This is a genomic window from Streptomyces sp. ISL-36 (genome assembly GCF_018614205.1).
Lineage (GTDB): Bacteria > Actinomycetota > Actinomycetes > Streptomycetales > Streptomycetaceae > Streptomyces.
Genome location: NZ_JAGGOS010000019.1, coordinates 162,237 through 183,583, shown reverse-complemented (window position 1 = coordinate 183,583; position 21,347 = coordinate 162,237). Strand labels below are relative to the sequence as shown.

The following is a 21,347-nucleotide window of genomic DNA, read 5'->3' as shown; positions in this document are numbered from 1 at the left end:
GGCGGGGGCGCGGGCGGGGGCGCGGCGGAGGCGCTGCGGGTCAGCCCTTGGCGCAGGTGGTGCCGTTGAGGCTGAAGGTGGCAGGGACGCCGTTGCCGCCGGTGGACGAGGCGCTGAGGCCGAAGCTCACGGTGCCGCCGGCTGGGAGGGTCTCGGTCCAGCTCTCGTGCGTGGCGGTTACGTGGTTGCCCTGCTGGACGACCTTCGCGTTCCAGGCGGAGTTCACCGTCTGACCGCCCGGGAAGGCGAAGTCGAGCCGCCATCCCTTGATGGCCCGGGTGCCGGTGTTGTGAAGGGTGACATGGGCGTTGAAGCCACTGCCCCAGTCCTGCAGCCGGTAGTCGACGGTGCAGCTCCCGGCGGACGGTCCGTCCGGAGTGGTGACGGCGGCGACGGCCGAGCGCGGGGAGCGGTTTCCGGCAGCGTCACGGGCGTACACGGCGAAGGTGTAGGCCGTGGCCGGGGTCAGACCGGTGAGCATGGCGCTGGTGCCCGTGGTAGTGGTGACGGGGGTCTGCGCCGACCCGTCGACGCGGACGACGTCGTAGCCGGTGACACCGGTGTCGTCGGTGGCGGCGGGCCAGGTCAGCCGGGCCCCGGTGGCGGTCACCTCGGACACGGTGGGCGCGCCGGGGGCGGTCGGTGCCTGGGTGTCGCCGCCTCCTCCGGTCCCGCCGTAGACGCTGGCCTCGCGGGAGGTCTGCCTGATGCCGTCGACGCCGTCGAAGAGGCGCCGCCCCCAGGGCGTGAGCCGGCTCATGTCGAAGTCGGTGGCCAGGTCGAGGTACTCGACGCCGCCGCCGTTGCCGCTCCACGACCAGCCCAGGTAGCCGAGGTTCAGCTGCCGGGCGGTGGCCATGATGGCGTCCTCGTCCGGGTTGCCGTCCGAGTGGTCGTTGCCGAACTCGCCTACGACGATGGGCAGTCGGCGGCTGACGAAGCTGTTGAGGTAGTCCTGGACCTCGGCAGCGGTGTCGTACACGCCGTACATGTGGAGGGAGAAGACGGTGTTGCGGTCCGGGTCGGCGGCGAGGACGGCCGGCGCGTTGTCCCGCATGGTGTGCGACCAGTCCTGTCCCCAGTTGGGGGCGTCCACCATGAGGGTGTGCGCGAAGCCGGCGGCGCGCAGACGCGAGATGGCGTTCGTGGTGTCCTGGGTCCAGGCGGTGTAACCGGTGTTGCCGTGCGGCTCGTTGCCGAGGTTGATGACGACGTACTTCTCCTGGCCCTTGACCGCGTTCGCGACCTCCAGCCAGTAGTCGGCGGCTTCGGAGAGGGAGACGGCGCCGCTCTGCTCGCCGTAGCCGGTGGTGTCGTGGGCTTCGAGGACGCAGACCAGCTTGTTGGCCTTGCACTGGGAGACGACGCCGGCGACGCCGGCGGCGTCGTTCTTCGTCCAGCGGTCGCCCGTGCTGAGCACGATGCGCGCCGAGTTCGCCCCGAGCGCCTTGATGTCGGCGAGCGCCCGGCCGGTCCTGGTGGGGTACCAGGCGTGGGCGTGGTTGACACCCCGGAAGACGAAGTCCTCACCGTTGGCGTCGAGGAGCCGACCGCCGGCGACGTGGAAGCCGGTGCCGGTCGTGCCCGTCGCGTCCGCCGCGTGGGCGGCAAGGGCCGCGGCGGGTGCGGCGGGTGCGGTGAGCAGCGTGGCGGCGACGGCGAGCAGTGCTCCCGCCGCGGTGGCCAGTTTCCTGTTCATGTGTGTGGTGCTCCCAACTCGGTCGCGCGCTCGCCGCGGGGACCGTGGTCCGGGGCGTGCGGGCTTGCCTGACATGGAGGGTGCGGTGCTGCCGGCCCCGCGGAACGGTGCGTCGAACGACGGGGAGCGGAGCCGGTGAATTCCCGCCGCTCGGTGTATTTCTGCGGCTCTCACCGAGCGGCGGGAGGAATGTTCGCCGGACCGGACGGGTGTGAAATCCCCTTACGGCCGCGACACCGGCGGACGGTGAACCGCCCCGGCGAGTGAGATGAGGCTAGAGGGGCATGAGGCCGAAAACAACAGCCACAGCAGAACCGGTTAAGTTCAGTGGCCGGTTTTGTTTTCCGGGAATGTTCGGGGCGGTGCCGGAACCGCGACGGCCGTACGTGGTGACAGCCCGGCCGACGCGGCGCCGGCCGCCGCCGCCCCGATCAGTCCGGCGTCGAGCGCGAGACCCGCGGGCACGACCGGAACGTCACGGGTGAAGTCGAGGACCGCGTACGCGGCCAGATGGCGACGGAGCGGGCCGAAGAGCGTCTCCCCGGACTGCGCGACACCGCCGCCGACGACCACGAGGTCGAGTTCGACCAGGGCCGTCGTGGCCGCGACGGCGGCGGCCAGCGCCCGGCCCGCGCGGTCGAAGGCGGCACGGGCTCCGGGATCGCCCTCCCGGGCGGCGGCCCGACCGCCGCGGCCGTCGGGGCGACGCCGGGAGGCGGGGCCCACCCGGACTCCAGCGCGTGGGCGGCGATGGCGGTGCCACTGGCGAAGCGCTCCACGCAGCCGCGCGCTCCGCAGGGGCAGAACGGACCGTCCTGGTCCACGGTGATGTGGCCGATGTGACCGGCGTTCCCGGACCTGCCCGTGTGCAGGGCCCCGTTGAGGATCAGTCCGCCGCCCACGCCCGTGGAGACCACCATGCACAGCGCGTTGTCCACATCCTTGGCGGCCCCCTTCCAGTGCTCGGCCGCCGCCATCGCCACGGCGTCGCCCACGAGGACCGGCCGGATTCCGGCCGGCAGCCGAGGGTGCGCCCGCACCTGGTCCACGAGCGGAAAGGAACGCCAAGCCGGGATGTTGACCGGGCTGACCGTACCGGCGGCCGTGTCGACGGGCCCCGCGCTGCCGATGCCCAGGCAGGAGAGGGAGGGCCACTGAGGGTGGGCGGACAACTCGTCCAGGACCTCGGACACCGCTGCCATGAGTTCCTGCGCGGAGCCCTGCGCCGGTGTGGCGCGCCGGGACCGGGTCACCGGACGGCCGTCGGCGTCGACCAAGGCTCCAGCGATCTTCGTACCCCCGATGTCGAGTGCTCCGTACACCATCACGCTCAGCCTTTCCGTAGCAGCGGACCTGGGATGTGCCGGTACTCTGCCCAGCTCTTGACAACGTTGTCCAGTGGACTGGGTTCAGTTAAGCCCGGGTTTAGTAAAACCATGGCCGATGGTTCCTCAGATCCTGGACGCGGAAGCCGAATCGCCTTCATGCTCAGCCCTGTTTTCCGACCCTCCGAACGAAGGACGTCCGTTTCCGTGAGCGACTTCCCGGCCTTTCCGCCCGGCTTCGAGTTCGGCGCCGCCACATCGGCCTACCAGATCGAGGGCGCCACCGGTAAGGACGGACGCGGGCCGTCGATCTGGGACACCTTCTGCCTGCGCGGCGGCGCGATACGGGACGGCAGCAGCGGCGACACCGCCTGCGACCACTACCGCCGGCACCGGGAGGACGTGGCTTTGCTCGCGGACCTCGGCGTGTCGACGTACCGCTTCTCCGTCGCCTGGCCGCGGATCCAGCCGTCGGGCGCGGGCCCGGTGAACCCCCGCGGGCTCGATTTCTACGCTCGCCTGGTCGACGACCTGCTGGCAGCCGGTGTCACGCCGGTCCTGACGCTCTACCACTGGGACCTCCCCCAGCCTCTGGAGGACGCCGGCGGCTGGCGCTCCCGGGACACCTCCGAACGGTTCGCGCAGTACGCGGCGCTGGTCGCGGCGAGGCTCGGGGACCGTGAGCCCCGGTGGATCACCCTGAACGAGCCCTGGTGCAGTGCCTTTCTGGGATACGGAAACGGCGAGCACGCCCCCGGCGTGTCCGAGGGGACGCCGGCGCTCGCCGCGGCCCACCATCTGCTGGTCGGCCACGGTCTGGCGATGGGCGCTCTGCGCGCCGCCGGCGTCCGCGAGGCGGGCATCGCTCTCAACCTCGACCATGTCTCCCCGGCCACACCGCGGGCCGATGACCTCGCAGCCGCCGTGCGCGCCGAGACCCAGCGCAATGTGATGTGGACGGAACCGCTGCTCGAGGGGCGCTACGCCGCGGCGGAGTCGGACACATGGGGCGAGTTGATCGAGTGTCAGGACTTCCGTCGGGACGGCGACCTCGCCCTCGTCTCGGCCCCCATGGACTTCCTCGGCATCAACTACTACACGCCGTCCACCGTGCGCGCCGCCCCGTGGCGCGAGCCCGACCCGGCCCGTCGGACCGCCATGGACAACCGCTTCGAAGCGGTCCCGCATCCCGGCGTCCGCCACACCGCCATGGGCTGGCCCGTCGTCCCCGGCGCCCTTCGGCAGCTCCTCACCTCCCTCCGTGACCGCTACGGCGCCCGTCTTCCGCCGCTCCACATCACCGAGAACGGCTCCGCCGAACACGACGCGCCCGCCGCCGACGGGACCGTGCACGACGCCGAGCGGATCGCCTACCTGGAGAGCCACCTCCGTGCGGTCGCAGAGGCCCGTGCGGAAGGTGTCGACCTGCGCGGCTACACCGTCTGGTCGCTCCTGGACAACTTCGAGTGGGCTTACGGGTACAGCAGGCGTTTCGGGCTCGTGCACGTCGACTTCCCGACCGGGACGCGCACGCCCAAGGCCTCCTACCACTGGTACAAGGCGGCCATCGCCGCCTCCCAGGCCCCCTGAGCGACAGGGTCGACGCCGATGGGGAGCCCCGGCGGTGCGCAATGCGGCGGCCGGGGGGGGCTTCCTCGTCAGTCGGAGGTGAGTCCGAGCAGCGCGCGTACGGAGGCGTACTTGGCGGTGAGACGGGCCCTGGTCGGCTCGTCGAGGACGGCGAGCCGGGCCGGGTCCGCGTTGTGCGCGAGGTCCGCCTCCTTGACGAGGAGAGCGCCGGGGACCGCGAGGATACGGCGGGCGTACGACTCCGGCTCCTCCCCCGGCCGTTTGGTGAGCGCCAGGACCATGTCCTTGACCGCGCGCGGCAGTTCGGCTCCCTGCAGCCATTCGGCGGTCAGCGCGTCGTCCTCGACGGAGTCGTGCAGCCAGGCGGCGGCGATCTGGTCCTGGGTCCCGCCCCTCACCCGTACCCCTTCGGCGACCGCCCGCAGATGCTCGGCGTACGGGCGGCCGGCCTTGTCGGTCTGGCCCTCGTGGGCTGCGACGGCGAGGGCTTCGACCTGGGCGAGGGTGAGGTGCGGCATGGGCCGACTGTAAGGGGCGGGGCCGCGCTCCGTCACGGGCGTCGGAGCGCGGCGCGGGCCGGCACGCCGGTGGACGCCAGACCGAGCACCACGACCGCGCCCGCGAGGGCGCCGTAGAGGAGGGGCGGGATGTATGCGAGGCCGTTCGGACGGATCATCGGGCGGCCGTCCCGGCGAGGGCGTGGGCAGGGGCCTGGGCGCGGGTGAGAGCGGTCATCCGGGCCGCGATCCGTTCGGCGGTCGTACGGGGCAGGGTGTCGGCGATCGCGCCGTCGGCGAGGAAGAGGACGCGGTCGGCGTAGGTGGCGGGATTTCCCCACCCGGCGCCTTCAGAAGGCGTTACGGCGGCGCAACCTCAGTGGACGGCCGTCGGGGTCGACCAGAACGTGGTGCAGAGGAGTCGCGAGCGCCCGCTGGGTCCTGGAGAGTTCGGGCGGGGCGTACCGACGGAGGCGGCCGGGCGGCCGGGGACCGCGACAGCCGCCCTCGTGCCAGGCGTCCAGCGTGCGGGCGGCCTCTTCGAAGGCGCCGAAGGCGACAGCGGGGTCGCACAGCGCGTCCGGTGACCGGGTCCCGGTGTCCTCGGCGTCCAGGTGCTCGCGCATGAGCGCGAGGCGCAGCTCCCGGGCGAAGGGACGCGCGCCGTCTCCCAGTCCTCCCGGGTCGTGCGGCCGGCGGGTGTCCGCGCTCCGGTCGAGGACGGCGCAGCTGAGTTCCGAGTCATGGGTCCACGAGCGGAGGTTGATGTTGTCGGAGCCGACGGACGCCCAGACGTCGTCGATCACACACACCTTGGCGTGGACGTAGACAAGGTCTCCGCCGTGGTTCTCCAGGCTGTACACCGCGACCCGGTCGCCGCCGGCCCGGCGGAGCTCGTCGAGGGCGGTGATCCTCCCGATCAGGTTCATGGGGCGGGTGAGCCGGCCGTTCTGTTCGGGGACCGAGGGGATGACAGCGAGCAGCAGCAGCCGTGGGTGCCTGCGGAGCGCCTCGGCGAAGGAGGCGATCACCCGCGGGGACCACAGGTACTGGTCCTCGAGGTAGATCAGCGCCCGGGCCCGCCGCAGCGCCTTGAGGTATGCCCGCGCGATGCTGCGCTCCCCGTCGGGGGCGAAGGGGTAGCCGCCCAGCAGCCGGTTCGGGTAGGTCCGCAGCACCTGCACGGTGTGGGTGCCGCAGGGCGCCGGGTCGGCGGCCTGCGGCGGCAGCTCGCCCGCGTCGGGGTCGTCCCCGTGGGCCAGTGACCGCAGGCGGGCGAGCGGGCTGCGGGAGAGCGGAGCGGGGTCCTCCCACCGCTCGCGGAAGACGGCCTCGACATCGCCGACGGCCGGGCCGCGGAGGGCGAGCTGGACGTCGTGCCAGGGCGGATGCGGGCCGTACTCGGGGGCCAGCGGGGCCGACTGGCGGTCGCCGCGGTGGGTGGCGTCGTCGTTGCGGTTGTGGCAGAGGTCGATCCCTCCGACGTAGGCGACATCCCGCTCCGGCCGGCCGGGGTGGCGCAGCACCACCAGTTTCTGGTGGTGCGAGCCGCCGGGCCGTACCCGCATGTCGAGCAGGCACTCGCCTCCCGCCTGCTCGATCTCCGCACCGAGATGGCGGTTCTCCTCCTCGCTGAAGTGGAGGTTGTCCAGGTGGGAGCGCCACAGAAGGCCCTTGACGATGACGCCGCGCTCGGCCGCCCCGCACAGGACCGCGCCGATCTCGGTGCCGGCTCCGTCGAGTCGTTCGTCGGGATCGCCGCGCCAGTCGGTGAACAGAAGCAGATCGCCCGCGCGCATGGCGCGGACGGCTGCCAGGAGCTCGGCGAAGTAGGCGGCGCCGTGGATCAGAGGGCGGGCCTCGTTCCCTTCGGACCAGGCCTCCCCGTGCGGGCGTCGCCGGTCCAGGCGCGTCGCGGTGTTGCCGCGTTCACCGGTCGTCAGGAGCCAGTCTGCGTGGGTCACGGCATCGTCCTCCTGTTGTGCCGTTACCCGCGGCCTGTCCCCGCACTCGGGCGGACCGGGTCATGGGCCGTCTGCGTGGCGATGCGCCGCGGGAGGCGCCACCGGAGGCGCCGCCGGAGGCGCCGCCGGAGGCGCCGCCGGAGGCGCCGCCGGAGGCGCCGTTCAGCGTGCCCCGAAGACCTGGGTCCAGTAGGGGCCGCCCCCGGAGTGGATGCCGATCCCGATCTCCTTGAAGGAGCAGTTGAGGATGTTCGCCCGGTGACCGGGGCTGTTCATCCAGGACTCCATCACCTGCGCCGCGGTGCGCTGGCCCTTCGCGATGTTCTCGCCGTAGGTGGACCAGGGGTATCCGACGGCCGTGACCCGCTCGCCCGGGCCGTCGCCGTCGGGGTTGGTGTGGTCGAAGAAGTCCCGCGCGGCCATGTCGTCGGAATGGCCTTGGGCTGCCTTGGTCAGCAGGGCGTGCTCGGTCAGCGCCCCGCACCCCGCTTCGGCCCTTTCGGAGTTGACGAGGTCGATCACCTGCTGGGCGGTGGAGTCCGCCGCGGAGCCGCCGGTGCCGTTGGTGCCGTTGGTGCCGGTCGCCTTCGGGCGGGGCGCGGGGGCCGAGGTGGGCGGGGTGGCGGTCCGCGGGGGCGAGGGTTGCGGGGCGCGGCTCACCCGCGGGGAGGGAGTCTTGCCGGGGGTCGGCGTCATGGACGGCGAAGGAGTGGCCGAGGCGGTGTCCGAGGAGCCGGCCGAGGAGCCGGCCGGCTCGGCCGAGGTGGGCAGCACGGCCCCGGGAACCGCGACGCGTGCCGCGTCCCCGGCCTCCACGCCGCCCTCGGGCCCGCTGATCACGGAGAACGACCCGCCGGTGACGGCCACCACCGCGACGGCTCCGGCGACGACCGCCCGCCGGCGCCCGCGGCGCTGTTGCCGAAGCCTTCGACGGGCGCCGCGCGGGCCCGGCCCGGCGACGACTCCGGTGGCCCGGGCTCCGTACGGCGCGGTGGCCCCCTGCGCTTCACCCGCCTCGGCTGCCCCGCCCGACTCGTACGCTTCCCCCGCCTCGTACGCCCGCCCCGCCTCGTACGCTCCCCCGGGCTCGTACGATCCGCCGATCCCGTACGATCCGCCGATCCCGTCGGCAGCCGTGGGCAGCGGGGCGGACGCGGCGGCGAGGCCGAAACCGGCGCTCTCTCGGACGCTCGCGAGCAGCGCCGCCGACGGGGGCACCAGCAGCAGACCCGCGAGGAGCCCCTCGGCCGGGACCAGGCCGCTCCACAGGCCCGCGCAGTGAGCACAGCCGCGGGCGTGCCGGGCTATTCGTTTGCGCCACAGCGCGGAGGGGCGACCGTCCCACCCGCCGAGCTCGGACCGCAGCGCGGGGCAGAGCGGGTTCTCCGACAGGGCCCGTACGACGACCCGGGCCGCCTCCAGCTGCGCCTTCATCCGCTGGACCCGGACGGCGGTGTGCTGCGTGGACAGCCCGAGTGCGGCCGCCACTTCGTACCGGGTCAGCTCGCCCGCGCATTCCAGCCACCACAGGGACAACAGGGCGCTGTCGTCCGGTTCCATCCAGCGGGTCGCCTCGGCCGTCTCGCGCCGCTGGCCGGACAGGTCGAGCCGGGCCACGGTCAGGTCCACGAAGTCGGCGCCCGGCTGGGCGAGATCGTGGGCTTCGTCGAGGACGCCCGTACGGAAGCCGGACTGCTGCCTGTGCCAGTGGCCGCGAATGCTGTTCATGGCGATGGCCACCAGCCAGGACCGGAAGGCGTCCGGCGAGCGCAGGCCGCCGAGCCCGTCGAGCGCGCGCAGCATGGTCTCCTGCACGACGTCGTCGACGTCGTGGTGGCCGTTCATCGCCCGGCCCACGATGTTGTGGACCAGCGGCAGGTGGTCGGCGATGAGCCGGTCCTGCGCCCACAGGTCTCCGCCCTGCGCCGCCCTGACCAGCTCCGTACCGGTCTGTCCACTCATGCCCTGGTTCATCCTGCCTGTCCCGCCTGTTGTCGGTGCCCAACACTCGGGAGACCCCGGGCCGTGCGCCCGATAACAGGAAACGCCGAGAAATCCGCGACGGATCTGCGGTGCGCCGGTGGTGAAGGCGGCGCGCGGGTGGTGCGGCAGCGGAGCGTAGCAGGACGCGCTCCCGCCAGACGGTTGGTAACAGGGCATAACTCTTTGAAGCGGCACTGGTTTCTAAAGACCCTTTACCTGGCATCGACTTCGGTCGGCGTGGGACGCCGCCCGAAGCCGTGCGTGCCGTCTGTCAGGGCGCGGACTCGTGGGACTCGGGTGCCGCGCGAGCAAGGGAAAGGTGAGCCTGTGAAGCCGATCGAGCACGGAGCATGTGGAGTGGTGGCCCTGGCGGTGGCGGTGGCGGTGGCATCGGTGACGATGACGGCGGCAGCCGCCGACGCGAGCCCGGAGAGGGCGGCCCGGCCGACCGCGGGGGCTGCGAGGGCGGCTGCCGAGCCCCCCGTATCGCTGGTCTTCGACAAGAACCCCTCCGACCCGTCCGATTCGCGGCTGTACCTCCATCGGAAGGGCAAGCCGACGATCAGCTACCGGGCGGGGTCGGGCACGGGCGTCAAGGACGACTGCGTGCGCAACAAGGGCTGGATGCCCAACGGCAACTGGCGGATCAGGCTGAAGTCCACGAACTACAACGGCGACCTGGTCAAGGGCTACGCCGTCTATCTGGAGGACATGCGGTGCTCCAAGGGGACGGTGAAGCGCACCGAGATGTTCATCCACTCGGAGATGAACCGCGACGGAACGCAGGGGCGCACCGAACGGCGCCGTTGGGACGGCCCCGGCGACTACAGGTCCAACGGCTGCGTCAAACTGCACCCGAAGCACATCAAGGAACTGTTCAAGCACCTCAAGCCCGGCTGGCCCACCCATCTGCGCGTCGTCTCCTGACGGCGCCGCCCGTCCGCCGGTGGCCAGCGCACGGATGTATGTACGGGCTCGGGGTTGCCCTCCCTACCCGCCCGCCGCCGGTACGCTCCCCGAGGGACGTCTGTCGTGCGTCGCGTCCCAGGAGCGAGTGGATCCTGAGACGGAGGGGGCTCACCGGTGGCAGCAGGAGGGCGACGCGCCCGTCTGCGGGCCGAGATGTCCGCCGAAGTACGGGCGGCGGCGCGGAAGGTCATCGTCGAGAGCGGTGTCGAGACGCTGACCCTCACGGAAGTCGCGCGCCAGGTCGGCGTGACGCCTGCGGCGCTCTACCACCACTTCGAGCGCGGCCTCCCGGACATCGTCGCCCGGGTCGCGGACGACATCGTCGACGAGCTGGTCGACGAGCTGACGAAGGCCGCCGCGCGCTGTCCGAACGACAACTTCGCGATGCGGATGATCGCTCCCAGCCGTGTCCTGCGGTCCTGGGCGATCGGTCGTCGACGGGAGTTCTACTTCCTCTTCGGCACGCCGGCCGTGGCCGCCGGGGAGGCGCACGCGACCCTGACGACGCTCTGGATCCGGCGGCTGGCCGGAGTGTGGGGTCCGGTCTTCGTGGAGCTCTGGGCGGCTCGCCGCTACCCGGTTCCGCCCGTGGCGGAGTTGGAGCCGCGGCTGCTGCGCCAGATGCACGACTACGTGGAGGACACCGGCGTCGACCTGCCGCCGGAGGCGGCGGCGGTCATGCTCGGCTGCTGGCGCTCCCTCTACGGACAGGTCGCCCTGGAGGCCTTCGGGCACTTCGCCCCGCTCTTCGGTGACCAGGAGCCCATGTTCGAGCTGCTCATGCGGGACATCGTGAGCGGCCTCGGGCTCGCCGACCAGTACGAGCCGCCTGCCCCGCAGACGCCATGACGCGCTGACGCGCCGCAGACGCCCTGACGCGCCGCAGACGTCCTGACGCGCTGACGCCTCCACCTCGAATCCGGCACAGCGCCTCCGGCCGGCACATGTGCGCCCCACCCCCCCACCACGGAACGACGAGCCCTCGTGTCCACGCGGGCGGGCCCGTCATGCGGCCTGCCCGGAACCGAAACGAAGAGAAGGAGCTTTCATGAGCAGGACGAACGGCACCCTGCGCCTGGCCCTGTGCCTGACGGTCGCCGCCGTGGCCGGCACTCTGGCGGCCCCGAGCACCGCGGGCGCGGCCGCTCCGGTGGACCCCTGGACGTGCACGCCCGGCGCGTTCTGCGTGTACTCCGGCACCGACGGCACCGGCAAGGCGTGCGGCTGGCAGGTCGACGACCCGGACTGGCTGCAGGGCTCCACCGCCTGTGGCTGGGCCAGGAACACCCGTGTGCGATCGGCGTTCAACAACGGCGGGAGCGGCATGCCCGTCTCCGCCTTCACCCGGACCGGCTTCAAGGAGACCAAGGTGTTCTGCCTCGGCAAGGGAGAGAAGACCAACCTCCGCGGGGCGGGCACCTACCTGCGCAGCCACACCTGGAAGTGCTGACCGGATGTCGCGACCGACAGCCCGGCGCTGCCCGCTCGGGCGGCGCCGGGCTGTCCGGCGGTGGCGACCCTCGGGGTCCGGCATGTCAGGTGCTGTCCGCCGCGCCGGTCGTCCTCGTATGACGGGCCAGGGCCGAGCCGGCGAGGGCGACGACGGCGACGGCGCTCAGCAGCGCTGTGGCCTTCGCCCAGGCGAAGGTGGTGCCGAGGCTGCTGGCCATCAGATCGACCGTACGCGCGCTCGCGACTCCGTGAAGCGCGATGAGACCGACGCCGAGCCCCGCTGCGGCGGCCCAGACGATGAACGTGTCCCGTACGGCGAGCCATACACCGCACAGCAGGCAGAGCACGGTGACGACCACGGACAGCGTTTCCGGGTTGCCGCCCGAACGCAGGCCGGCGAGGTCCGTGGGCAGGTGGATGAGGCCGCAGGCGAACAGGGCGATCGCCGCGGGCCAGCGCAGCGCCGACCGCAGCGCCGGGGAGGTGGTGTGGCTGCCGGGACCTGTGGCCAGTGCGCCGTCCAGGGCCGACGACTTCGCCCGCTTGCCCGCGCCTCGGGGGCGCTTCGGGGCGGCGGTGACGACCGGGACGGCGTCCTTGCCGGCCTGCGTACCGTCCTCCTGGCCGGGCGCGGCCTTCCGGTCCTCGGCGTCCCCGCCGCAGGTGGGGCGCCAGTCGCTGCTGTCGGTGCCGAGGATGCTCACGAGCTGCACCACGTCCTCGATCGGACGGCCCACCGCCGCGGCGCGCAGCGTGGTTTCGGCCTGATGGAGGTCGTAGCCCGAGGCGTTGAGCAGCGCGACCAGTTGCCGTACCTCGTCCAGGGGGCGAGTGACGGCGGCCGCGCGGAGCGCCACGTCCGCGGGGCTGGACAGCTCGCCGGTCGCCTGGAGCCGGGCGACCAGCGAGGCGACCTCCTCCACGGGACGCTCGGTCGCCGCCGTCCGCAGCAGCGTGTGGATCGCCTCGTCGCCGTTCTCGTCCTGGCTCGTCTGCTCCAGGGCGACCGCCACCTCCTCGGCCAGCGAGTCCTGAGGCGACGCCTCCTCGGCCGGCGCGTCCTGGAGCGATGCCTCCTGGGGCGACGCCTCCTGGGCCGGCGCCTCCATGGCGGCTGTCGTCTCCGTGGCGACCGTGGGCTCCATGGCGGCTGTCGGCTCCGCAGCCGGTTCCGCTGTCGGTTCGGCGACCGGTTGCGGCGTGGGTTCCACCACCGGTTCCGCCACGGGCGCAGCCACGCGTTCCGCCACCGGTTCCGCCATGGGCGCGGCCACCCGTTCCGCCATGGGCTCGGCCACCGGTTCCGCCACGGACGCGGCCACCCGTTCCGCAACGGGCTCGGTCACCGGTTCGGCAGCCGGCGCGGCCGCCAGTTCAGCCGGTCGTTCGGCAGTCGGCGCGGCAGCCAGTTCAGTCGGCCGTTCCGCAGTCGGCGCGGCAGCCAGTTCAACCGGGCGTTCCGCGGCGGGCGCGGCAGCCGGTTCGGCCGGGCGTTCCGCCGCCGGCGCCGCCCACGGTGCAGGCCGCTGCGTGCCCGCCCAGGCGACGGTGTAGGGGTACTCGGGCCCGACGGGAGCCGCTGCCACGATCGGGACACCGGAGACAGCGGGGGGCGTGGTCGGCCGGGGAGGGATGTACGGCGTGCTGGGAGCCGCGGGCGGGGAGACGGCCAAACCCTGGGCCGGCGCCGGGGCGGGCCCGGCGGTCGGTTCTATGTCGTCTTCCGCCGGACGGGTGGGGGAGAAGTCGGGGGTCATGTCACAGTCTCCGTTCGTGGAACATCCGGTAGGCGTCCACCGTGGCTGTTTTCGATGTGCCAGAAAGCGCCCACTTGACTTCCACTAGTACGCAGCTCTTGACGCTGCGCCATCCGGGAACGGCCCCACTGGGCCGACGGAGCGAAAACGACCCCGACCCGGCGGTAGCAGCCCGAGACCGGGCCGGTTCACGTCGGCGGTCTGGTCCACGGGGCATCGGAGGCCGAGAGGCGGTGCGTGACCAACGCCGTCACCACGAGCAGTCCCAGGGCCAGGCCGAGGGCGGCGCCGAGCCCCCCGTGCGACAGAAGCACGGCGCCCACGAACGCCCCGAGGAACATGGCCAGGACGGACAGGATCCGGCGGCCGGGCCGGGGCGCGGCCCCGCCGGCCGAAGCGGAGTCCGCCGCCAGCCCCGTCAGGGTCAGGGTCAGCACCGTCGTGGTCAGGTCCTGGACGCCCAGACGCCGGGCGACCGCGTTCTGCAGCCCCATGGCGAGACCGAGGAGCACGATCAGGACGTACTGGACCGTGGTGGTCACCCGGCCGTGGGAGGCCGCGGCCGCGACAACGGCCCCGGCGACGAGGACCGCCTGCACTGCCGTGGCCGAGGTCAGCAGCCGTCCGCGGTGTGCCGCGAACCGGGAGCCGAACCGCCCTCCGGCCAGCGCACCGGCGAGGAAGGCGGCCACGCAGACGACGGAGGCGAGCGCGGACAGGCCCTCCGCCCCGGCCAGGGCGAACCCCAGGAAGACGACGTTGCCCGTCATGTTGGCGACGAAGACATGCCCGAGGGCGAGAAAGCTCACCGCGTCGACGAGGCCCGTCACCACCGTCAGCGTGAGCATGAGCGGGGGCAGGGGGCCGTGCCGGTCCCCCTTCGGCGGCACCAGCGTGTGGGCCGCGTCAGTCAGCAGCTTGCGCATGCTCAGGTGTTCCTTCCACGACGGAGGGGCGGTGCAGGAGCGCACGCGTGAGCAGTCCGCCGGCCGGGCCGACCACGACGGCCGCCACGGAGACCCACAGCGGCCAAGGGGTCGGTCCGAGCACATGGTCCACCGACCAGCGGCCCGGTCCGGTGAGCGCCAGCGCCGCGGCGACGGTGACGAGCACCAGCGGGTACTCGTATCCGTCGTGCTGCACCCAGAGCCCGTGGGGCAGTTTGACGGTGCCGGCGACCGTCATCACCCCCATGGCGACCATCGCCGCCGCGGGGGTGAGAAGCCCGGCCGCCAGGAACAGGCCGGCCCCGATCTGGCCGGCGCCCGCGGCGAGCGCGGTGAACCGGCCGCCGCGGAAGCCGTCGCGGCGGAACTCCTCCGTCCCGCCCGCCAATCCGCTGCCTCCCAGCCGGAAACTGACTTTCTGCACGCCGTGCCCGGCGACGAGGAGACCCGTCACCAGCCGAAGTACCAACAGTCCGGTGTCCATTGCGTTCCTGCCTGTTCCTGACGTTCCGTCTCGACCGGGGGTGGGATCAGCCGGCCGCGTGGGCGCCGATGACGGCCTGCGCGTAGACGATGCCGAGGCCGTAGGCGCCGCCGTGCTCCTTCACCACGTCCGTCACGGCGCCGTACGTCTCCGTGCGGGCCCAGTCGCGCTGGAGCTCCAGGAGGACCTGCACCCAGGTCACCGGTATGGCGCCGCCCTGGATCATGCGCTGGACGGCGTGCTCGTGGGCCTGCGGGCTGACTCCGCCGGACGCGTCCGTGACGACGTAGACCTCGTAGCCCTGGGAGATCGCGGACAGCGTGGGCAGGACGACGCAGACCTCGGTCCACAGCCCGGCGATGACGAGCTTCTTGCGTCCGGTCGCCTTGACGGCCTCGACGAAGGCGACGTCCTCCCAAGCGTTCATGGTCGTGCGGTCGATGATCTTCTGGTCCGGGAAGACGGCCGGAAGCTGCGGCATGATCGGGCCGGAGAAGGACTCGGCGGCCACGGTGCTCAACACGACCGGCACGTCGAAGGCCTTGGCGGCCTTCGCCAGGCCCACCGTCGCGTTGATGATCGCGGTGCGGTCGCCGCTTCCGGTACCGAAGAACATCTGCGGCTGGTGGTCCACGAAGAGCACGGCACAGTTGTCGGGGGTGAGCAGGTCCGGGCCGGGGGCCGCGGTGACCTCGGAGATGTCGATCACGAGTGTGCCTTTCCATGGGTGTGGTGAGCGCGGACGGACGTCCGCTGCTGGGCGGCCGCACGGTCTGCGGCGCGAGAGGGGGTGTCCCCCGGAGAGCCGGAGAGCCGGAGAGGCGGTGTTCCGGGCCCGGGAGGGGCGGCTCGTGACCGGCCCCCTCCCGGAGATTCACAGGGAGAAGCAGGGGTCGAAGACCCCGCTCTCGGTTTCCGGGGCCAGGCCTCGACGGGCGCGCCACTGCCGGTGCTGCTCCGACTCGGCGACGGCCTGCCCGAGCAACTCCGCCTGGCGAGCACCGGAAACGCCGGTACGCGGCGGGAGCGCCGACGCCGAGCCGGTCGCGTGGTAGCCGCCGAAGTGCGCCACCGGGCTCCACTCCGGGCCGACCGACGGCAACTCCTCGTCGAGCCCCTCGTACTCCGCCACGGCGTGGACGATCCGGCCGCCCACGACCATCAGCAGGGACTCGATGTGGGCGATCTCCGGCTCCGGCACCGCGAAGTAGTCCTGGGAGAGGACGGCGAGGTCCCCGAGGAAGCCCGGTCGCAGGACTCCCTTGATGCCTTCTTCGCCGGTGAGCGCGGCACCCGCTTCGGTGAACATCGCCAGCGCGGTGCGCCGGTCGACCCGGTTGTGGGGCGGGCGGACGACCAGGTCGCCGACGGAGCGGCCGGACACCAGCCAGTGCAGGGCGATCCACGGGTTGTACGTGGAGACGCGGGTGGCGTCGGTTCCGGCGCCGACGGTCAGGCCGCGCTCCAGCATGGCCCGGATCGGAGGGGCGTCGGCGGCGGCGGCGGGGCCGTAACGGCGTACGAACGCCTCGCTCTGGAAGGAGAGACGGTTCTGCACCGACATGGCGCCACCGAGGGCGGCCACGCGGTCGAGGCTGTCCGCGGAGACGGTCTCCGCGTGGTCGAACAGCCACCGGTTCCCGGCCGGGAAGAGTCCTTCGGCGGCGAGTTTCTCGAATACGGCGAGGTCGCGGCGGATGGTCTCGTCATAGGTGGCGTGCAGCCGGAATCCCCAGCCGTTCTCCATGAGAAGGCGTACGGCCTTCTCGAATTCCACCTCGTAGTCGGATGTGAGTTCGGGACGCGGCTGGGCGAAGTTCTCGAAGTCCGCCGCGGCCCACGTGAGGTTCTCGCCCGCACCGTTGAGGCGCAGCCATTCGTCCCCGTCCTCCGGGCGGGCCGTCTCGATCCAGCGGGCGAGGTCCGCCACCTCCTGGCCCGCGGTCTGCGGGAAGAGGTGATAGGCGATACGGAGCGACAGTTGACCGGCCTCGGCCAGTTCGGCGACCGTGCTGTAGTTGTCGGGGAAGTTCTGGAATCCGCCGGCCGCGTCGATCGCGGACGTCAGTCCGAACCTGTTCAGTTCCTTGAGGAAATGACGGGTGGAGGTCTTCTTGTCCTCGCCGTCGAGCATCGGGGCCTTGGCCAGGGTCGAGTAGAGGACGAGGGCGCTGGGAGCGGCCAGCAGCAGGCCCGTGGGCTCGCCGTCCCTGCCCCGTACGATCTGGCCGCCCTTGGGCGCGGGGGTGTCCCGGGTGTAACCGGCGGCCTTGAGCGCCGCCCGGTTGAGCACCGCGGCCTGGTACAGGTGCAGCACGAACACGGGGGTGTCCGGCGCGGCGGCGTTCAGCTCGGCGACGGTGGGCAGCCGCCGTTCGGCGAACTGCTCGGCGGACCAGCCTCCCACCACCCGCACCCATTGGCCCTTCGGCGTGCGGGCCGCCTGTTCGCGGAGCATCGCCAGACCCTGGCGCAGCGTGGGAACGCCGTCCCACCGCAGCTCCAGCACGTAGTTGAGCCCACCGCGGATGACGTGCAGGTGGGAGTCGTTGAGGCCGGGGACGATCCGGCGGCCGAGGGCGTCGACCACCTGCGTGGCCGGGCCGACATGGGGAGCGACGTCGTTGTCGTCGCCGACGACGGTGATGACGCCCGCGCGGATGGCGATCGCCTCGGCCTGGGGGCGGCCCGGGTCTCCGGTGTGGATCTTCGCGTTGCGGACGACGAGGTCCGCGGGGTTGTCGGCGGCGCTGGGAACCAGCCCACCGACGGGCATCGTGGACACCTTTTCGACAACCTCCTGGGGCGTGGCAGCGTCGATTTCGATCGGGATCGACATCCCTCCGGATCGGCAGCAGCGGGGCGAGGAGGAGCCGGCCGGCCTCCCTCACCGTGCCCACGCTCGTCCGAGGCGCATGCCCCGCGTCCGTGGTGCGTGGTGCGGCACAGGAAGGACCCGGCAGCCCGCAGCTGCTTCGCCGCCAGGCTATTTCGATCATGAGGGGCGGTGTTTCCCGACAGCGCACCGCGAACGGTCCGGCAGTGCACTGCGTGCCGTTCCATGCGCTGTCGGTTCACCACTGGTGCGCTCGTGGTCAAGCGGCGGGACCGTCCCAGGCCTAGCGTGGTGATCGACGGCGCCGCGGATCAGCAGGTCCGCCCGGGCGTCGCCCCCCTCGCCGGAGAGACCGGCGCATCACACGGAACGCAGGAGGCCCCCATGTCCGACGCCGTTGAGCCGGTACGACACGCCGCTGAGCCGGTACGACCGGTCCTGGAGTCGGCGGCGGCCGCGTTCACCGAAGCGACCGCCAACCCGCCCTACCTCTTCGACCTGCCGCCCGCCGAGGGCCGTAAGGCGGTCGACGAGGTGCAGTCCGGCGAGATCGACATGCCGGACATCGAAGAGGAGTGGATCACGGTGTCGGGTGGCCCGACGGGCAGCGTCCGGGCCCGCATCGTCAAGCCCGCCGGTGCCGAGGGAACGCTGCCGGTGATCCTCTACATCCACGGCGCGGGCTGGGTGTTCGGCAACGCCCACACGCACGACCGCCTGGTGCGCGAACTCGCCGTGGGCGCGAACGCCGCCGTGGTCTTCCCGGAGTACGACCTCTCCCCCGAGGTCCGCTACCCGGTGGCCATCGAGCAGAACTACGCCGTCGCCCGGTGGGTCGTCCAGCAGGGCGCGTCCAAGGACCTGGACGGGTCACGGCTGGCCGTGGCCGGCGACTCCGTCGGCGGCAACATGACCGCGGCGCTGACGCTGATGGCCAAGGAGCGCGGCGACATCCCGCTGGTCCAGCAGGTGCTGTTCTACCCGGTCACGGACGCGAACTTCGACACCGCGTCGTACCAGCAGTTCGCCACCGGCTACTTCCTGCGGCGCGACGGCATGCAGTGGTTCTGGGACCAGTACACCACCGACGAGGCCGACCGCGCCCAGATCACCGCCTCCCCGCTGCGGGCCACCACCGAGCAGCTGACCGGCCTGCCGCCGGCTCTGGTCATCACGGGCGAGGCCGACGTGCTCCGCGACGAGGGCGAGGCGTACGCCAACAAGCTGCGCGAGGCAGGCGTCCCGGTCACCGCCGTCCGCTTCCAGGGTGTGATCCACGACTTCGTCATGCTCAACGCCCTGCGCGGCACCCACGCCGCCGAGGCCGCCATCACGCTGGCCACCGGCACCCTGCGGAACGCGCTCCACGCCGGCTGACACCCGCATCCCTGACGCACAGTCACATCGCGGTCGCCTCCGAGCAATTCCGCAAACGGTTCCACCTTCCGCCCCCTTCCCTTTCCCCTTCCCTTTCCACCACAGGAGATCAGCCAGACATGACGACGAACCCCACACCCACCGCCGTCCTCGTCCACGGAGCGTTCGCGGACGCGGCCAGCTGGACGGGGGTCATCGCGGAGCTGCAGCATCACGGCATCCCCGTTGTCGCGCCGTCGAACCCGCTGCGCGGCCTCGCCTCCGACGCCGCGTACATCGCCTCCGTGGCCGCCCAGATCGACGGCCCGGTGGTGCTGGTCGGCCACTCGTACGGCGGAGCTCTCATCTCGGTCGCCGGCACGACGGACAACGTCGTCGGGCTGGTCTACGTCGCGGCCTACGCGACCGAGGAGGGCGAGAGCCTGGGCGAGCTGCAGGGCCGCTTCCCCCTCTCGTCGCTCGTCAGCAACTTGAAGGAGGCGACGTACCCCGTGGAGGGCGCTGAGCCCGCGGTCGAGGTCACGATCAGGGCCGAGGCGTTCCCGGAGATCTTCGCCGCCGACGTCCCGGCGGACGTCACCAAGGTTCTGGCGGTGGCGCAGCGCCCCCTCGCGGCTTCGGCCTTCACCGAGACCGCATCGGCCGCCGCGTGGCGGACCAAGCCGTCCTGGGCGCTGGTCGCGGCGGCGGACCAGGCGATCAACCCGGAGGTCCAGCGTTTCGGCGCGAAGCGGGCCGGGGCGACGATCGTCGAGGTCGAGGGCGCCTCGCACGCCGTGGCGGTGTCCCGGCCCAAGGAGGTCGCGGAGTTGATCCGTGACGCGGTGCGCGCCACGAGCTGACCACACGTCAGGGCGATGGCCGTCCCCCGTCACACGCGAACTCCCCGTACCGGAACGGTACGGGGAGTTCGCGCGCACACATCGGCGGAGCGCTCTGCGGAGTGCTCAGCGGTGCGCTCAGCGGAGGGCTCCGAGGGCGGCCTCGACCGTGCGGTGGAAGGTGGGGTACGTGTAGATCATGTGCTGGAGCCGGCTCACGGGCACCTCGGCGTGGACGGCCACGTTCAACCCGTAGAGCACCTCGCCTCCCGCCGGTCCGGCCGACGTCGCCCCGATCAGCACCCCTCGGTCCGCGTCCTCGACGAGCTTGACGAATCCGTCGTTGCCCGGCCCGTGGACCCAGCCTCGCGTCGAGGAAGCCAGGCTCACCACGCTGGTACGGATCCGCAGCCCCTGTTCACGGGCCTGGCGTTCCGTCACCCCCACGGCACCGATCTCCGGATCGGTGAAGGTGACGCGGGGCAGCGCCCGGTAGTCGGCGTCGGGACCGGGCTGCCCGAGGATGTCCCGTACGGCGATCTGCGCCTGGTACATCGACACATGGGTGAACGCGCCGCGGCCGGTGATGTCACCGACGGCCCACAACCCCTCGCCGGCGCGCATCTGCCCGTCCGTGGGCACGGCTCCCGCCGTCGGATCCAGCCCCACCGTGTCGACGGCCGGCCCCGCCAGGTCGGCGTGGCGCCCGGTGGCCACCAGAAGCCGTTCGGCGTACAGCGGTTCCCCGTCGCCCTCCAGGCGGACGGTGAACCGGGCGCCGTCATGGCTGACCTGGCGCACCCGAGCTCCGGTGCGCACGGTGACGCCCTCCCTGCGCAGGACGTCCGCGACCAGCTCACCGGCCTCCGGCTCCTCCTGGGACAGCAGACGGTCCTGACCCTCGATGACCGTGACCGCGCAGGTGAACCTCTGGAAGACCTGGGCGATCTCGACACCGATGGCGCCCCCGCCGAGGACGAGCATCGACGTCGGCAGCTCCCTGGCGGCCATGGCGTCACGGTTGGTCCAGTACGGCGTTCCGTCGAGCCCCGGTATCGCCGGGATCCTGGGCCGGGCACCGGTGGCCAGCACCACGCCTCGTCGTGCCGCGAAGGTCCGGTCGCCGACCGTCACCCGGCGCGGCCCGGAAAGGCGGCCCGTTCCCCGGACGAGTCGACCGCCCTTGGCCGCGAGACGCTCGGCGGCGACGCGGTCGTTCCAGTCGTCCGTGGCCTCGCCGCGGATACGCCGGGCGACCCTGTCCCAGTCCGGCGTCAGGGTCGCTTCACCGGCCAGGGCACTCACCCGCCCCGCCTCGGCCAGCAGGTTCCCTGCCCGGATCATCATCTTGCTGGGCACGCACCCCCAGTACGGGCACTCCCCTCCGACGAGTTCCGCCTCGACGCCCACCACATCCAGTCCGGCCTCGGCGAGCGTGCCCGCGACGTACTCGCCTCCCGGGCCCAGCCCGACGACCACCACATCCACCTGTTCGTTCGCGCTCATGACCGTCTCTCCTCTTTCCTCGTCGTCGCGGGGTCGTCGGCTCCACGGGCGTGGGCTGTCCGGCGAGGCTAGGTCGGCCGGCCGAAGACCCGTGTCCGTCGCGCGCACGGGTTCTGGCCCCGGAGTGAACGACGGTCCGG

Annotated in this window: 17 protein-coding genes and 1 pseudogene; 6 read left to right on the top strand and 12 right to left on the bottom strand. The window is 72.3% G+C overall.

The annotated features are described in order from the left end of the window. Positions 1 to 40: 40 nt before the first annotated feature. Positions 41 to 1,699 carry a cellulase family glycosylhydrolase gene (locus J7E93_RS05575; protein ID WP_215066107.1) on the bottom strand — a complete coding sequence of 553 codons (1,659 nt, stop codon included), beginning with the start codon at positions 1,697 to 1,699 and terminating at the stop codon, positions 41 to 43. A 324-nt stretch (positions 1,700 to 2,023) separates the two neighbouring features. Further along, positions 2,024 to 3,024 (bottom strand): annotated as a pseudogene (locus J7E93_RS05570) (ROK family protein). Positions 3,025 to 3,231: 207 nt separating this feature from the next. Between J7E93_RS05570 and J7E93_RS05565 the strand changes: the two are divergent. Beyond that, on the top strand, positions 3,232 to 4,614 hold the full coding sequence (locus tag J7E93_RS05565) for a GH1 family beta-glucosidase (RefSeq protein WP_215066106.1): 1,383 nt from the start codon (positions 3,232 to 3,234) through the stop codon (positions 4,612 to 4,614). 68 nt (positions 4,615 to 4,682) lie between these two features. Here the strand turns inward: J7E93_RS05565 and J7E93_RS05560 are convergent, their stop codons facing one another. From J7E93_RS05560 to J7E93_RS05550, 4 genes are all read right to left on the bottom strand, one after another. Continuing rightward, positions 4,683 to 5,132, bottom strand: a complete 450-nt coding sequence (locus J7E93_RS05560; RefSeq protein WP_215066105.1) for an HD domain-containing protein — start codon at positions 5,130 to 5,132, stop codon at positions 4,683 to 4,685. Positions 5,133 to 5,164: 32 nt separating this feature from the next. Then, positions 5,165 to 5,290, bottom strand: a complete 126-nt coding sequence (locus tag J7E93_RS37755) for a hypothetical protein (protein ID WP_285440878.1) — start codon at positions 5,288 to 5,290, stop codon at positions 5,165 to 5,167. Between the two features lie 171 nt (positions 5,291 to 5,461). Continuing rightward, complete coding sequence (locus J7E93_RS05555; RefSeq protein ID WP_215066104.1) at positions 5,462 to 7,075, bottom strand: phospholipase D family protein; 1,614 nt, start codon at positions 7,073 to 7,075, stop codon at positions 5,462 to 5,464. A 162-nt stretch (positions 7,076 to 7,237) separates the two neighbouring features. Then, positions 7,238 to 9,037 carry a sigma-70 family RNA polymerase sigma factor gene (locus J7E93_RS05550; RefSeq protein WP_215066103.1) on the bottom strand — a complete coding sequence of 600 codons (1,800 nt, stop codon included), beginning with the start codon at positions 9,035 to 9,037 and terminating at the stop codon, positions 7,238 to 7,240. A 348-nt stretch (positions 9,038 to 9,385) separates the two neighbouring features. On the opposite strand from J7E93_RS05550, the gene J7E93_RS05545 reads away from it, so the two are divergent. The 3 genes from J7E93_RS05545 to J7E93_RS05535 all read left to right on the top strand — a co-directional run bounded on the left by J7E93_RS05545 (position 9,386) and on the right by J7E93_RS05535 (position 11,477). Next, the gene (locus J7E93_RS05545) at positions 9,386 to 9,985 is read left to right on the top strand and encodes a L,D-transpeptidase (RefSeq protein ID WP_308367852.1); all 600 of its coding nucleotides are present in this window, start codon (positions 9,386 to 9,388) and stop codon (positions 9,983 to 9,985) included. A gap of 156 nt (positions 9,986 to 10,141) precedes the next feature. Next, complete coding sequence (locus tag J7E93_RS05540) at positions 10,142 to 10,876, top strand: TetR/AcrR family transcriptional regulator (protein ID WP_308367850.1); 735 nt, start codon at positions 10,142 to 10,144, stop codon at positions 10,874 to 10,876. A gap of 199 nt (positions 10,877 to 11,075) precedes the next feature. Continuing rightward, on the top strand, positions 11,076 to 11,477 hold the full coding sequence (locus J7E93_RS05535; RefSeq protein WP_215066102.1) for a peptidase inhibitor family I36 protein: 402 nt from the start codon (positions 11,076 to 11,078) through the stop codon (positions 11,475 to 11,477). 85 nt (positions 11,478 to 11,562) lie between these two features. Here J7E93_RS05535 and J7E93_RS05530 read toward each other — a convergent pair whose 3' ends face one another. From J7E93_RS05530 to J7E93_RS05510, 5 genes are all read right to left on the bottom strand, one after another. Beyond that, the gene (locus J7E93_RS05530; RefSeq protein ID WP_308367849.1) at positions 11,563 to 12,825 is read right to left on the bottom strand and encodes a hypothetical protein; all 1,263 of its coding nucleotides are present in this window, start codon (positions 12,823 to 12,825) and stop codon (positions 11,563 to 11,565) included. 599 nt (positions 12,826 to 13,424) lie between these two features. Then, positions 13,425 to 14,162, bottom strand: coding sequence for a YoaK family protein (locus tag J7E93_RS05525; protein WP_215066101.1), 738 nt, complete (start codon positions 14,160 to 14,162; stop codon positions 13,425 to 13,427). Beyond that, complete coding sequence (locus J7E93_RS05520; protein ID WP_215066100.1) at positions 14,143 to 14,667, bottom strand: DoxX family protein; 525 nt, start codon at positions 14,665 to 14,667, stop codon at positions 14,143 to 14,145. The genes J7E93_RS05525 and J7E93_RS05520 overlap by 20 nt, the downstream gene beginning before the upstream one ends. Before the next feature lie 46 nt (positions 14,668 to 14,713). Further along, on the bottom strand, positions 14,714 to 15,376 hold the full coding sequence (locus tag J7E93_RS05515; protein WP_215066099.1) for a hydrolase: 663 nt from the start codon (positions 15,374 to 15,376) through the stop codon (positions 14,714 to 14,716). Between the two features lie 165 nt (positions 15,377 to 15,541). Beyond that, the gene (locus J7E93_RS05510) at positions 15,542 to 17,443 is read right to left on the bottom strand and encodes an amidohydrolase (protein WP_215066098.1); all 1,902 of its coding nucleotides are present in this window, start codon (positions 17,441 to 17,443) and stop codon (positions 15,542 to 15,544) included. A gap of 444 nt (positions 17,444 to 17,887) precedes the next feature. Between J7E93_RS05510 and J7E93_RS05505 the strand changes: the two genes are divergently transcribed. Both J7E93_RS05505 and J7E93_RS05500 read left to right on the top strand, forming a co-directional pair. Beyond that, positions 17,888 to 18,880: an alpha/beta hydrolase gene (locus J7E93_RS05505; RefSeq protein ID WP_215066097.1), complete on the top strand. Its 993-nt coding sequence runs from the start codon at positions 17,888 to 17,890 to the stop codon at positions 18,878 to 18,880. A gap of 119 nt (positions 18,881 to 18,999) precedes the next feature. After that, entirely contained in the window at positions 19,000 to 19,722 is a 723-nt protein-coding gene (locus tag J7E93_RS05500; protein ID WP_215066096.1) for an alpha/beta fold hydrolase, read from the top strand. 117 nt (positions 19,723 to 19,839) lie between these two features. On the opposite strand, the gene J7E93_RS05495 is transcribed toward J7E93_RS05500, so the two are convergent. Next, on the bottom strand, positions 19,840 to 21,207 hold the full coding sequence (locus J7E93_RS05495; RefSeq protein WP_215066095.1) for an NAD(P)/FAD-dependent oxidoreductase: 1,368 nt from the start codon (positions 21,205 to 21,207) through the stop codon (positions 19,840 to 19,842). Positions 21,208 to 21,347 lie beyond the last annotated feature (140 nt).

Excerpts from the sequence above, each read along its gene's own strand:
- J7E93_RS05575 (WP_215066107.1), bottom strand. The coding sequence starts at position 1,699 with ATGAACAGGAAACTGGCCACCGCGGCGGGAGCACTGCTCGCCGTCGCC.
- J7E93_RS05560 (WP_215066105.1), bottom strand. The coding sequence starts at position 5,132 with ATGCCGCACCTCACCCTCGCCCAGGTCGAAGCCCTCGCCGTCGCAGCC.
- J7E93_RS37755 (WP_285440878.1), bottom strand. The coding sequence starts at position 5,290 with ATGATCCGTCCGAACGGCCTCGCATACATCCCGCCCCTCCTCTACGGC.
- J7E93_RS05550 (WP_215066103.1), bottom strand. The coding sequence starts at position 9,037 with ATGAGTGGACAGACCGGTACGGAGCTGGTCAGGGCGGCGCAGGGCGGA.
- J7E93_RS05535 (WP_215066102.1), top strand. The coding sequence starts at position 11,076 with ATGAGCAGGACGAACGGCACCCTGCGCCTGGCCCTGTGCCTGACGGTC.
- J7E93_RS05525 (WP_215066101.1), bottom strand. The coding sequence starts at position 14,162 with ATGCGCAAGCTGCTGACTGACGCGGCCCACACGCTGGTGCCGCCGAAG.
- J7E93_RS05520 (WP_215066100.1), bottom strand. The coding sequence starts at position 14,667 with ATGGACACCGGACTGTTGGTACTTCGGCTGGTGACGGGTCTCCTCGTC.
- J7E93_RS05510 (WP_215066098.1), bottom strand. The coding sequence starts at position 17,443 with ATGCCCGTCGGTGGGCTGGTTCCCAGCGCCGCCGACAACCCCGCGGAC.
- J7E93_RS05505 (WP_215066097.1), top strand. The coding sequence starts at position 17,888 with ATGTCCGACGCCGTTGAGCCGGTACGACACGCCGCTGAGCCGGTACGA.
- J7E93_RS05500 (WP_215066096.1), top strand. The coding sequence starts at position 19,000 with ATGACGACGAACCCCACACCCACCGCCGTCCTCGTCCACGGAGCGTTC.
- J7E93_RS05495 (WP_215066095.1), bottom strand. The coding sequence starts at position 21,207 with ATGAGCGCGAACGAACAGGTGGATGTGGTGGTCGTCGGGCTGGGCCCG.